Origin of the sequence: Vreelandella janggokensis (assembly GCF_031451615.1) — a bacterium.
In the GTDB taxonomy this organism is placed as follows: Bacteria; Pseudomonadota; Gammaproteobacteria; order Pseudomonadales; family Halomonadaceae; genus Vreelandella; species Vreelandella janggokensis.
On sequence record NZ_JARWAJ010000002.1, the window covers coordinates 563,217 to 575,878 of the forward strand.

The 12,662-nt window shown below is 60.0% G+C and carries 14 protein-coding genes; 8 read left to right on the forward strand and 6 right to left on the reverse strand.

Annotation, left to right across the window (positions count from 1 at the left end; all coding sequences use genetic code 11):
• Positions 1-4 precede the first annotated feature (4 nt).
• The gene (locus tag QC816_RS09335; protein WP_085918958.1) at positions 5-1,600 is read left to right on the forward strand and encodes a solute:sodium symporter family transporter; all 1,596 of its coding nucleotides are present in this window, start codon (positions 5-7) and stop codon (positions 1,598-1,600) included.
• Positions 1,601-1,680: 80 nt separating this feature from the next.
• Here the strand turns inward: QC816_RS09335 and QC816_RS09340 are convergent, their stop codons facing one another.
• From QC816_RS09340 to dctP, 5 genes are all read right to left on the reverse strand, one after another.
• Positions 1,681-3,204 (reverse strand): malonate--CoA ligase, encoded by a 1,524-nt coding sequence (locus tag QC816_RS09340; RefSeq protein ID WP_085918959.1) that lies wholly within the window; start codon positions 3,202-3,204, stop codon positions 1,681-1,683.
• Positions 3,201-4,553 (reverse strand): malonyl-CoA decarboxylase, encoded by a 1,353-nt coding sequence (locus tag QC816_RS09345; RefSeq protein ID WP_264824783.1) that lies wholly within the window; start codon positions 4,551-4,553, stop codon positions 3,201-3,203. Before QC816_RS09345 ends, QC816_RS09340 begins: the two co-directional genes overlap by 4 nt.
• A gap of 13 nt (positions 4,554-4,566) precedes the next feature.
• A complete protein-coding gene (locus QC816_RS09350; protein WP_085918961.1) occupies positions 4,567-5,901 on the reverse strand; it encodes a TRAP transporter large permease in 1,335 nt (444 codons plus the stop codon).
• A gap of 2 nt (positions 5,902-5,903) precedes the next feature.
• Positions 5,904-6,422, reverse strand: coding sequence for a TRAP transporter small permease subunit (locus QC816_RS09355; RefSeq protein WP_085918962.1), 519 nt, complete (start codon positions 6,420-6,422; stop codon positions 5,904-5,906).
• Positions 6,423-6,529: 107 nt separating this feature from the next.
• Entirely contained in the window at positions 6,530-7,525 is a 996-nt protein-coding gene (dctP, locus tag QC816_RS09360) for a TRAP transporter substrate-binding protein DctP (RefSeq protein WP_309781782.1), read from the reverse strand.
• A gap of 158 nt (positions 7,526-7,683) precedes the next feature.
• On the opposite strand from dctP, the gene QC816_RS09365 reads away from it, so the two are divergent.
• The 7 genes from QC816_RS09365 (at position 7,684) to QC816_RS09395 (ending at position 12,295) form a co-directional block, all read left to right on the forward strand.
• Positions 7,684-8,370 (forward strand): GntR family transcriptional regulator, encoded by a 687-nt coding sequence (locus QC816_RS09365; RefSeq protein WP_264824787.1) that lies wholly within the window; start codon positions 7,684-7,686, stop codon positions 8,368-8,370.
• A gap of 92 nt (positions 8,371-8,462) precedes the next feature.
• Positions 8,463-9,440 (forward strand): GlxA family transcriptional regulator, encoded by a 978-nt coding sequence (locus QC816_RS09370; protein ID WP_264824788.1) that lies wholly within the window; start codon positions 8,463-8,465, stop codon positions 9,438-9,440.
• A 17-nt stretch (positions 9,441-9,457) separates the two neighbouring features.
• A complete protein-coding gene (locus QC816_RS09375; protein ID WP_264824789.1) occupies positions 9,458-10,627 on the forward strand; it encodes an MFS transporter in 1,170 nt (389 codons plus the stop codon).
• A 141-nt stretch (positions 10,628-10,768) separates the two neighbouring features.
• Positions 10,769-11,134 (forward strand): hypothetical protein, encoded by a 366-nt coding sequence (locus tag QC816_RS09380; protein WP_268901598.1) that lies wholly within the window; start codon positions 10,769-10,771, stop codon positions 11,132-11,134.
• A complete protein-coding gene (locus QC816_RS09385) occupies positions 11,134-11,307 on the forward strand; it encodes a DUF1289 domain-containing protein (protein WP_085918968.1) in 174 nt (57 codons plus the stop codon). The genes QC816_RS09380 and QC816_RS09385 overlap by 1 nt, the downstream gene beginning before the upstream one ends.
• 117 nt (positions 11,308-11,424) lie before the next feature.
• Entirely contained in the window at positions 11,425-11,985 is a 561-nt protein-coding gene (locus tag QC816_RS09390) for a YgjV family protein (RefSeq protein ID WP_309781786.1), read from the forward strand.
• Between the two features lie 43 nt (positions 11,986-12,028).
• A complete protein-coding gene (locus QC816_RS09395; protein ID WP_085918970.1) occupies positions 12,029-12,295 on the forward strand; it encodes a DksA/TraR family C4-type zinc finger protein in 267 nt (88 codons plus the stop codon).
• An 8-nt stretch (positions 12,296-12,303) separates the two neighbouring features.
• Here QC816_RS09395 and QC816_RS09400 read toward each other — a convergent pair whose 3' ends face one another.
• Positions 12,304-12,588 carry a YrhK family protein gene (locus tag QC816_RS09400; protein ID WP_309781787.1) on the reverse strand — a complete coding sequence of 95 codons (285 nt, stop codon included), beginning with the start codon at positions 12,586-12,588 and terminating at the stop codon, positions 12,304-12,306.
• Positions 12,589-12,662 lie beyond the last annotated feature (74 nt).

Here is a 12,662-nt window from a genome sequence, read left to right on the forward strand (position 1 = left end):
TCTTATGCATGCCCTCACCCTGGCGTCATTTCTATTCTTCACTTGTTTAGTGGCCTTTATTACCTGGCGCATTACGCGAAGGGATGATCACAGCAGCACCAGCGGCTATTTCCTGGCAGGTCGGACGCTGACGTTTCCCTTGATTGCCGGGTCGCTGTTGATGACCAATCTGTCCACCGAGCAGATGGTGGGGCTGAACGGCTCAGCCTTCAGCGATGGCCTGAGCGTAATGGCCTGGGAAGTGGTAGCAGTCATTGCCCTGGTGGCGCTGGCGCTGTTCTTCCTGCCGCGCTTTTTAAAAAGCGGTATTGCGACGTTGCCCCAACTATTGCTGATCCGCTTTGATAAAGGCACGCAACTGATCGCCAACGTGATCTTCCTGATTGCCTACGCGGTGATTTTGCTGCCGATTATTCTCTACTCGGGTGCGATAGGGCTGCAGGGCATGCTCGACCTGCCCGCGCTGACGGGTATCGAATCACCGACCACGCTACTCTGGCTGACGGTATGGGTCGTAGGGATTGTGGGCGCCATCTATGCGCTGTTCGGCGGGTTACGCACGGTCGCGGTATCCGACACTCTTAACGGCGTTGGTCTTTTGATCGGTGGCTTTGTGATCGTCTACTTCGGCCTGCAAGCCGTCAGCGGTGGTGAAGGCATCATGGAAGGCTGGAATACACTGAAAACCAGCAATCCTGACAAGCTCAATTCGATCGGCGGTAGTGATCAACAGGTGCCGTTCTTCACGCTTTTCACCGGTGTCTTCCTGATCAACCTGTTCTACTGGACGACCAACCAGCAGATCATCCAGCGGACCTTTGCCGCTAAAAACCTGGCGGAAGGCCAGAAGGGTGTCCTGCTGACGGGTTTCTTCAAGCTGCTGGGCCCAATTTATCTGGTACTGCCAGGGATCATTGCCTACCACCTGTACGCCGATGATGGCATTCGCGCCGATGAAGCTTACGGCCATCTGGTGTTTAACGTGCTGCCGCCGTACCTCACCGGTTTCTTTGCCGCGGTGATGGTCGGGGCGATCCTGTCGTCGTTCAACTCCGCGCTGAACAGCACGACGACCATCTTCAGCTTGGGTATCTACAAGCAAGTCCTCAAGAAAGACGCCACAGAGGAGCAGGTGGTGAAGTCGGGCAAGGTGTTTGGTTGGATCATGGCCATTACCACCATGACCATTGCGCCCTTACTGGCAGGTCAGGAAAGCCTGTTCGGCTACTTGCAGAAGATGAATGCCATCTACTTCATTCCTATCCTGGCGGTGGTGCTGGTGGGGCTTTTGACCAAGCGTGTACCGCCGATGGCGGCGAAAATTGGCTTGGTAGGTGGCTGTTTGCTGATCGCCGCGGGCTATTTCGTGCCACCCTTCGACAAGCTACCCGCCGTCATGCATGAGTTCCACTTTGTCGCGGCGGTATTCGTGCTGCTGGTGGCGGTGATGCTGGTGATTGGCAAGCTACGTCCGCGCGAGACCGACTGGGTCCAGGAGCACTCTGGCGATGTTGACCTCACCCCGTGGAAAGGGGCGGTGCCTGCCGGTATCGTACTGGTGCTGCTGGTCATCATCATGTACGCCTCGTTCGCCGGTTAAGCGCGCCACGACGATTCGACCAACCGACAAACGCCCCGTTTCCTGTGCCTTGCAGGGAGCGGGGCGTTTGCTTTACTGCGTCAAGCTGACTGGTAAGTATCGTGGAAGCGTTTGCGTAGCTCGTTCTTTTGCACCTTGCCCATGGTGTTGCGCGGCAAGGTATCGATGAAGAACACGCGCTTGGGCTGCTTATACTTGGCAAGTTTTCCCTGCAGGTGGTCTAGGATGGTGGCTTCGTCGAGGTCCGCCCCCGGCTGGGTGACCACGGCGGCGGTGACGCCTTCGCCAAAGTCCGGGTGGGGCAGGCCAATCACCGCAGACTCGGATACCCCTTCCAGTTCGTCGATGACCTGTTCTATTTCCTTGGGATAGACGTTGTAGCCACCCGAAATCACCAGGTCTTTATCCCGTCCAACGATATGCACATAGCCCTGCTCGTCGACCTGGGCAAGATCGCCGGTAATGAAAAAGCCGTCTTCAAGCAACTCCTCGCGGGTTTTTTCCGGCATTCGCCAGTAGCCGATGAACACGTTGGGCCCACGAATCTGCAGCATGCCGATCTCGCCGGGGGCGACCTCATCGCCGGTTTCCCTGTCGGTGATGCGTATTTCCACGCCGGGCAGCGGCCTACCCACGGTGCCCGCGCGGCGCGCACCATGGTAGGGGTTAGAGATGTTCATGTTGGTTTCGGTCATGCCGTAGCGTTCGAGAATGGCATGCCCGGTCTTGGCCTCGAAGGCCTCGTGGGTTTCGGCGGTCAGCGGTGCTGAACCGGATACGAACAGCCGCATGTTGGCGGTGACGTCAGGTGTCAGGCGCGAGTCCTGAACAAGGCGCGTGTAGAAGGTGGGTACGCCCATCATCACGTTGCCGCGGGGTAGTTCCTCGAAAATCACGTCGGCGTCAAACTTGGGCAGAAACAGCATGCTGGCACCGGCCATCAGGGTGACGTTGCACGCTACAAACAGCCCGTGGGTATGAAAAATCGGCAGCGCGTGGATCAGGCGATCCTCGGCGCTGAAGTGCCAGGCCTTGGCCAGGGTTTCGGCATTGGAGGCCAGGTTCTGGTGGGTCAGCATGGCCCCCTTGGAGCGCCCGGTGGTGCCCGAGGTGTATAGAATCGCCGCCAGGTCGCGAATATCCAGCTCGGCGATTTCATCATGGGGGGCGGCGCTCGCCGCTTCGTCCATCAGGCTACCATCGGCTGCGCTGCCCAGAGTGACAACCGCCGGGCATCCGGTGTCGGTGGCAATGCGGCGTGCCTCGTCGACGTCGGCAGGCCGACAGACAAACAGCGCGGGCTCGGCATCGCTCAGAAAATAGCGAATTTCATCGCCGGTGTAACCGGTGTTGAGGGGCAAATAGACACCGCCCATCCGCAGGCAGGCAAGGTATAGCAAAATGGCTTCGGGGCTTTTGTCCACCTGGACCGCCACACGATCCCCCTGGCGTACGCCAAGAGCGGTCAGAGCGCCGGCAAGGCGGGCGCTTTGGCTCAGCGCATCGGCGTAGGAATAGCGGCGGCCTTCGCGGGTGGTGATAAAGTCGGCGTCCCCGCGCTTGCGCATCTGAGTGGCAAAGGTGGCAAACAGATTGTGGTTCATTTGGCAGGTTCTCCCTTGGCCAGCTTGCGCGCCCGCTTGGCGAGGTCGCGCACGTCGCTCGAGCAGGCAATGGTGCCCTTGGCGGTATAGTTTTCGTGGTTACGCTCGATGTCGTCGAGCACATAGAGGTAGTTGACCATCAGACCGGCGGCCTGCTTGAGGCCTTTTTCGGAAATATCGCCAAGCCAGTTGATACGCTGAAGCTTGGCGCCATTGCCCAGGTGAAAGCGGGCAACGGGGTTTAGGGGCAAACCATGGCGGTTTTTTTCGTCGGCCAGATAGTGGGCAGCGAGCGGTTGTAGCGTTGCTTTGAGACGTTCCTGACGCTGTGTATCCTGATGCCATCCCGGCGTATCGAGCTCTGCCAGGGTGTCACGGACGCTGGACGGCCAGTGGTCGTTTTGGCGCTGTTCGCTGAGCCATTGAGCAAACCCGGGTACCGGTGAAAGCGTCACGAAGTACTTCAACTGGGGAAGCTCCTGGGAAAGCTCCTGTACCACCTGCTTGATCAGGAAGTTACCAAACGAAATACCACGCAAGCCGGTTTGGCAGTTGCTGATGCCAAAGAAGGCGGCACTGTCGGCATCGTCGGGGTCATCCACGCCATCCTGCCCGGAAAGGATGGGCTGAATGCGGCTTGGCAGACCTTTATGAAGGGCGACTTCTACAAAGATGAGCGGTTCATCGCCGATGGCAGGGTGAAAGAACGCAAAGCATCGGCGATCACGGGCGTCCAGGCGGCGCCGCAAGTCGTCCCAATCCTGAATTTCGTGTACCGCTTCGTAACGAATGATTTTCTCGAGAATCGATGCGGGCGTGTTCCAGTCGATGCGCTTGAGCATCAAAAAGCCGCGGTTGAACCAGGAGCCGAACAGGTGCGCAAAGTCGTCGTCGATGGGCGCAAGGTCGGGCTGATCGCGCAGCATACCCAATAAATCCCGACGCATGTTGACCAGTTCGTAGGTGCCGTCGCTGGCGAAGTTGAGCCGCCGGAAAAGCTCCTGGCGAAGCGGCTCGCAGGCTTCGAACAGCGTCTGCAGGGAGCGGTTGTCCCGCGCGTCGCGGTAGGCTTCGTAGGCGCTGTCAATCTGCTCGGGCTCGGCGGCGAAGTCCTCGGCGAGGCGTTTGAAGAAACGCTGCTTTTCTTCTTCGGAAAGGCGCCGGTAGATCGCCAGGGCGCGGCTGGCCAGGGCGATGCTGGAGGCTTCGCCGTCGCTCTCCAGTAGCGCCTGGCAGGCCTTGACCAGATGCGTATGGTCCACCGCTGAGGCGACAGACTGACGCCGCCGCAACAGTGCGTCGCGCTGGGTTATGTTGTTGAACAGTTCCTGAAGAAACATCATGTTCATGATCGTACTCCTTTCAGCCCATGATCAGGTTGGGCAGCCATAGAGCTAGGCCGGGGAACAGGCACAGCAATAGAATGGCCAGCACCATGCACAGCGCATACGGCAGGCTGCCCATCAGGATGTCGCGCAGCGAGATATCCGGTGCAATGCCCTTGATGATGAACAGGTTGAGCCCGACCGGCGGGGTGATAAGGCCGATTTCCAGGTTGATGGTGAGTACCACCGCGAACCAGTAAGGATCGAAGTTTGCCGCCAGGATGATCGGCAGCAAAATCGGCGCGGTCATCACGATCACGGCCACTGGCGGCAGGAAGAAACCCGCGACCAGCAGGAAGACGTTGATGACCCCCATCAGCACCCAGCGATTGACCTCCAGGTCGGCGATTGCTGCGGCGACGGTCTGAGTAATGAACATCGACGACAGCGCATAGGCGAACACCTCGGCGCAGGCGATAACCAGCATGATCATCACGCTTTCGCGCAGGGAGTCGCGCATGATCAGCTTGATCGGACCGATCTGCCACATGCGGTAGATCAGGATAGCCAGCATCAGACACAGGAAGGCGCCGACGCCCGCCGCTTCGGACGGTGTCGCGACGCCGCCGTACAGTGCGAACAGAATACCGGCCACCACCCCGAGGAAGGGCAGGACACGCACCACGGCTTTCATGTTGCTGTCGACATTTTGCTGGACGGTGTTCTTGAGCTTTTCCGCGGAGGCCGCCAGAGGATTGGCGTAGCCGCCCGCCAGCTTGCAGGCGATGATCGTCCAGATCATGAACAGCCCAGCCAGCATGAAGCCCGGCACAACGCCGGCGATAAACAGACGGCCGATGGAGGTTTCGGTGGAAATACCGTAAATGATCATGGTCACGGACGGTGGAATCAGTATCCCCAGCGTGCCACCAGCGGCAATACAGCCGGCGGCGACGCCGTCGGGGTAGCCCCGCGTGCGCATTTCAGGAATACCCATCTTGCCGATGGCCGCACAGGTGGCGGGGGAGGAGCCGGACAGCGCGGCAAAAATCGAGCAAGCACCAATATTGGATACCGCAAGCCCCGCCGGTAGCCGTCCCATCCACAAATCCAGCGAGCGATACAGATCGCGCCCGGTGGGCGAGGACGCCACGGCCGCGCCCATCAGAATGAACATGGGGATCGCCACAAAGCCGAATTCGGCAATACGGTCGAAAAACGTTTCCCCGAAGTAAGTCAGTTCGGGAAGGCCGCGGTCATAGAGCAGCGCCATCAGTGAGACACCGCCCAGGGCAAAGGCAATCGGCGTGCCGATGGCCATCAGCACGATCAGGCCCACGGCCACGATAATACCCAGCGTAATCGGATCCATGGTCAGCCCTCCCCGCGCAGAATGTCGGCGACGTACTGTAACGCCAGCAAGGTCGTACCGACCGCCACAGGAAGCAGCGCCGGCCAAAGCGGTGGGTTCCACACCGAGCCGGTTGTCCATTCGCCGTGGAGCGCTTCGAAGAGGTAGACCCAACTGGCGTAGGCAAGCGCGGCGCAGAACGCGAAGCCAAACAGCGAGGCGATGGTAAGCATGATCTTGCGGCCCAGGCCGCCAATGGCATCGGGTAAGATGGTGATGGCCACGTGGCCTCCGGTCATGAGTACATAGGGGCTGCCCATCAGCATCGCCCCAGTCACGGAAAAAATCGTAAATTCGGTTTGCCAACTGGTGCTCCAGCCGAGCACGTAGCGCGTGAACACCATGTGACAGATGGCCAGCACCCCGGCGATAAACAGGGCGCAGGCGATGTAGGCTGAAAAGCGAGAAAGCTGGTCCATTGTCCGGATGTAGCCACCTATCAGGCCGCTGCGTGTTGCCGGAGTGTGCGTTGTTGTTGCCATACGTCCCTCATCAAGCGGTGTCATCAAGCGGGGTCATCAGATCGGGCAAGTCGTCAATCATGCCAACCATCCCGCAGGATGGTCGGACAGGTTGAATGCTGCGTGACTTATTCGACGGCTAGCGCCGCATCGATGATGGCTTGGCCGTTAGGGACGTTTTCGGCGAAGTTTTTATACGAGGTTTCACGGGCGATCTCGAGCCAGGCGTTGTAATCCTCTTCGGTCATCTTGACGACCTCAACGCCGTTTTCCTCGTAGACGTCGACCATCTGCTGGTCAATGGCGGCGGCCTCTTCGGCAAAGAACGCCTCGGCTTTTTCGCCAGCGTCCATCAACGCCGCCTGCTGCTCATCGTTGAGGTCCTGCCAGACTTGCTCGGAGATCAGGATGGGTTCGTACATGAACCAGAGGGCAAAATCGCCGGGCTCGGTCAGGCACTCGACCTGTTCGTAAAGACGATAGGACACAAACGACATGGAAGAGGTGTTGGCGGCGTCGAGTACGCCGGTTTGCATGGCGGTGTAGATTTCCGATGACGGCATTGAGGCGATGGACGCCCCGGCGGCCTCGAGCATTTCTTCAAATGCCGGCCCCGCTGCACGGAAAACCTGACCGTCCACGGTATCGGGCGAGGTGATGCACTGCTCGCTGGAGGCAAAGCCGCCGGACAGCCAGGCATCGGCCAGCACGCGCGCACCGCCTTCCTGAATGACATCCTTGATCATGTCCATGTATTCCGAATCATTAAGACGCTGGGCGTGCTCGTGGTTGCGCACCAGCCCGGGCATCAGCGTGGCGGAAAACTCCGGGTGACGGCCGCTGGCATAGTCGAGCGGCAGTGAGGTGATATCCAGCCGCCCCCGCGCCAGCGCGCCCCATTGCTCGCGCGCCTTGAACAGTGATTGGCCAGGGTAGACTTCTATTTCAAGGCCGACGTCAGCGTTGGCCACTTCCTCGGCCATCATCTGGACCATTTCGTCGCGCACATCGCCCTGGCCACCAGGAAACTGGTGGGATGCGCGCAGTATGGTATTGGCTGAGGCGTGCGAAGCGGCGATTGCCAGTCCTAAAGCGGCGGCAGTGACTAGGTGGTTACGTTGCATGTGGCGTCTCCAACGATTGTTGTTGTGGTCTTGGATTGGCTTTTATGTATTCATCAGCCGAGCTGATATATACATCAATAGGCGCTACGTATGCTAATGTCAACTTTATGACATATTCTTTATGTACAATTTAGCGCTGCCAATAAAGGGGGTGACGCATGCCAGGCTCGAAACGCTCCAACGCCCAGCGGCTCAAGGATTCACTGGAAGACGACATCATTAACGGACGCCGTTCGCCCGGCGAGCGGCTTGATCCGGAAACCCTGGGGGCGGAGTTCAACGTCTCACGCACCCCGGTTCGAGAGGCGATTCAGCAACTGGTGGCCAGTGGTTTGGTGACGGTCTCCCCCAAAAAGGGCACCTTCGTTGCCAGGGTAGGCATCGACCAACTGATCGAGATGTTTGAGGTCATGGCCGAGTTGGAGGGCATGTGCGGTCGGCTGGCCGCCCGGCGCATCACCGAACAGGAGCTTTCCGCCCTGCGCGAGGCGCATCAACGCTGCGAGGCAGCAGCGCTGGCGGGGGACACCGACGAGTATTACTACGAGAACGAAGGTTTTCACGACTGTATCTACACGGCGAGCCACAACACCTTTCTCGCCAGCGAGGCACGCCAGCTCAAGCAGCGCCTGAAGCCGTATCGACGGTTGCAACTGCAGGTTCGCCAGCGCGTGCACAACTCGCTCAGCGAGCACCAGGCTATTTTCGATGCCATCGAATGCGGCGATGCGGTACGTGCCCAGCAGGCGCTCAGCGATCACGTATTGATCCAGGGCGAGCGCTTCAGCGACTTTGTGTCCAGCGTGCGCCGGATGGAAGGCGCGCCCGTCAGCCAAACGGGCTAATCGGCCAATGTCTTAATCGGTGGGGTAATCGTCCTTGCCGACATTCTGCCAAACGGTGACACTCTCTTCTATCTGCTGAAGGGAGAACCACCGTGTCCCGCCATATTGCGCTAATCGCTTATCCCGACTGCCAACTGCTCGATGTGAGCGGCCCCTGGCAGGTATTTGCCACGGCTAATGAACTGAGCCAACGTCCGCTCTATCAATTGACGCTTGCTGCCGATGTGCCCGGCAAGCTGATGACCAACGGCGGTTTGGCGCTTGATGCCAGTCATTCCCTCGACCAGTTGGCGTCGCTAGTGCCGCTGGATACCCTGCTGGTGGCGGGCGGCAGCGGCGTGGCCCGTCAATGTGAGATACCCGAGGTGCTGGCCACGCTGCGCGCGCTTGCCCCGCAGGTACGCCGCCTGGGATCTATCTGCAGTGGCGCTTTTTTGCTGGCGGCGGCGGGACTGCTGGATGGCCTCCGCGTGACGACCCATTGGCGATACGCCGACGCGCTGGCCAGTGCCTACCCGTCACTCAAGGTAGCGCCGGACGCACTCTACGTTGAAAGCGGTGGCCGTTATACCAGCGCGGGCGTGACGGCGGGGATCGATCTGGCACTCTCGTTGTTGGAAGCCGATCACGGCGCCGAGCTTGCCGGGCGCGTGGCCCGCGAGCTGGTGGTGTTCTTGCATCGCCCTGGCGGGCAATCCCAGTTCAGCGAGATACTGCGCGGCCAGCAATCCGCGGGCCCGCTGCGCCGCCTGCTTGACCACTTGCATGCCGACCCCGCTGGCGAACATGCCGTGGATCAAATGGCGGCTTTCATGGCCGTTACGCCGCGCCATCTGTCTCGGTTGTTCAGGCGGTATCTGAACACCACACCGGGCGCTTATCTGACGCAGTTGCGGCTCGAACAGGCTCGCCTTGCCTTACTCGACACGCATCAGCCCGTCGCGTTGGAGCGGTTAGCAGCGCGCTGGCGGCTGGGCGGTGCCGAGCAGCTGCGCCGACAGTTCCAGCGCTACTACGGGGTATCCCCCTCCGTCTATCGCCAACGCTTTGCGTCTTCACATGCGGATTAAACCCTGGAGCATCACTCATGCCTTTAACCGTCACTCTGTTATCGCTCTGCCAGGCGCTGCTGGTCACCGGTAATGTCCTGCTGATTGCCGTTTCGCCGTTGATCGGGGCCTCTCTGGCGCCCAGCGCGTCATTGTCCACTGCACCGGTTGCCACCCAGTGGCTGGGATTGATGTGCGCCACCATTCCCGCCTCGCTGATCATGGCCAGGCTGGGCCGCAAGCGCGGGTTCATGCTGGGCAACATAGTGGGAATGGTGGGCGCGCTGGTGGCCGTTCAGGCGTTGATGAGCGAACGTTTTGGGCTGTTCTTGCTGGCGACCTGGTTGATCGGCATCGGCATTGGCTTTGGTCAGCTGTATCGCTTTGCCGCCGTGGAGGCGGCGCCTGCGCACCTGCGTGATCGGGCGATTGGCTTGGTGATGGGCGGCGGTGTCCTGGCCGCGTTTGCCGGGCCGTGGCTGGCGAGAGTCAGCCGGGAACTGGGTGAGGTGCCGTTTCTGGGCAGCTTTGCCGGTCTGGCTGCCATCTACGCCCTGGCGTTGGTGGTGCTGATCCTGACGCAATTACCGCCCTCTTCGCGCACCCACGGTGAAGGCACCGCCTTGCCGATGGGCAGGATAGTCCGCCAGCCCGGGTTTATTGTGGCGGTGAGCGCGGCGATGGTCGGTTACGGCGTGATGAATCTGGCCATGACCGCAACGCCGCTCGCCATGGCGGGAGCGGGGCACGACTTCAACCACGTCTCGATGACCATTCAGTGGCACGTGGTGGCCATGTTCTTGCCTTCGTTCTTTACGGGTCACTTGGCCACTCGCTTCGGTGCCAAACGGATCATCGTGGTAGGCTGCCTGCTATTGGTGGCAAGCGCACTGGTCGCTCAGTTGGGTATCAGTCTCGCCGGTTTCAACGTGGCGCTGATGCTGCTGGGCCTGGGGTGGAACTTTACGTTCCTGCCCGCCACCGGGCTGCTCACCGAAAGCTACCGGCCGGTGGATAAAGCCCGTACTCAGGCCGCCAACGAGTTTCTGGTGTTTGGCACCGCCGCTACCACGGCTCTGATGGCGGGGCCATTGGTCAGCAGCCTGGGCTGGGCAATGCTAAACCTGCTGTTGATGCCTGTCGCGCTGGTGCCCGTGATGGTGCTGGTGTGGCAGTACCGAGCCCGGTTGGCAAATGCCACGCGGTGATCGTCAAGGCGCTTGGCGAGCTGTTGGGAATGGCAACGGACTGGTGCTTGGCACGGGGATGCAGGCGTTGCCGGGTGTCTCCCGGCAGTCGGCCAGCGGTTCGGATTACTTCTCTACACACACGAACGAGCAGGAACACTCATGATTGCCAAACGGGAACGCGGCAAACTGGAGCGCCAGCTAATTGCTGCGCTGACCGATGCCTGCGAACAGGCCAAAGCGGAGGTGGTTGGGTTTGTCTGGCTGACCCACTGCGTTGACTATCAGAACTTCCCCGCAAGCCTTGTCGTTATCTGGGTATTTGATACTGATGCACACCTGGCTTCAGCGCTGAAAGGAGGCGACAAGCAGCGCCTTCATGACCTTACGGCCAATGCCCTGGTTGATGCGGGCGTGGCAATCGACAGCGTTAGCCAGCATATCGATTTCGATAGTGAGCAGTCGTGCCAGCATACTCACGGTGGCGACTGGCAGCGCCGGTTGCGCTCCCGTGCCGCGAGGCACTGATGGCCAAGAAAATCGACAGTCCCTGCATCTCGGCTTGCCAGTTGAAAGGAGGCATGTGCACTGGCTGTGGGCGCAGTATTGAAGAGATCCGCCACTGGAAGTCGATGAAGCGGCCCGAAAAACTATCCGCCATCAAGCGGGCCGAACAGCGGCGCAAAAAACTCAACAAATAGCGTTTAGGCTTGGGTTGGTCACCGCTCAAGCTGTTGCCAATGGCCGCCATTGGCCAGAGGCAGTGACGGTAACGACGTGGTAGCCTGGGGCAAAGCCGAACTAGGAGCCCTGTCGTTATGCTTGAAACATTCAGCCACAGCGCCCTGGCTGGTCAGTTCTTTGGCCTGGTCGCCCTGGTGATTTGCCTGGTGGCGTTTGCAAGCAAGCACGATGACCGCCTGCTGGTGCTGCTGATCTCGGCCAACGTGGCCTTTGCGCTGCAGTTTGTGTTCTTCGAGAGCTGGACCGCCGCTGCGCTGACGGTGCTGGTGATTGTACGTATCGTGCTGGCTCGGCGCTTTCTGGGCAGCAAGCCGGTCATGGCGGGAGTACTGGCGGTCAGCGGTATCGCGGCATGGCTTACCTGGCAGAGCTGGATCGACGTCTTACCCCTGACAGCCATGGTGCTGGGCACGCTGGGCATGTTCCTGCTGCGCGGCATCGCCATGCGCGTCTTCCTGGGGCTGGCGGCCCTGGCATGGATGCTCAACAACCTGCTGATCGGCACGATTGGTGGCACGCTCGCCGAAGCCCTGATCGTGATCACCAATATCATTACCATCATTCGGCTGGCGCGCGCCAAGCGCAAATATCCCGAGGTGTTCGAGGACGTCGAGCAACACGACCCGTCCGCCTAGCTGCTATGCTGAAAGAGGTTTTAACCTAGCGAGGAGCGCGGCCATGGCGGGTGGATGGGCAAAAGACGGCGCTGAACAAGCGCAGATAGAAAGCACCCTGGAAGACGCGGTGCAGCGAGCCCGCAGCCAATTGCCCCGGGGCGAAAGCCTGGACACCTGCGAAGAATGTGGCGAGCCGATCCCCGAGCCCCGCCGCAAGGCCATTCCTGGCGTTCGGCTGTGCGTGGACTGCCAGGCGGCCGTGGACAAGAAGCAGGCAAGCGTCAGCGGCTATAACCGTCGAGGCAGCAAGGATAGCCAGCTGCGCTGAACAGGCTGCTAGGCATCGTGATTGGTGTCCGGCAGTTGCTTGAAGTAGATATAGCGATGCAGGCGAATCGCCGGGCGTAACAGCAGCTGCACGCTGCCAATCACGAACAGCCACACGCCCAGCGTTCTGAGGCTGCCTTCGTAGAAAAAGCAGACGCTGCCGATGGTAAACCAGACCCCCAACATGAAGTCATTCAGTATGCTCAGCGCTTCGTAGCGTTGGTGCACCACCAGTTCACGATGTCCCAACGTGAACGTCCAGTCGCGTGTTTCGGGATCCTGCTCGCGCTGCATGCCTTTTCTCCTTAATCAATAGCGGATGCTTTTGCCGAGAGGCTGATGAACGCTTCACAAAAAAGTGTCATCCG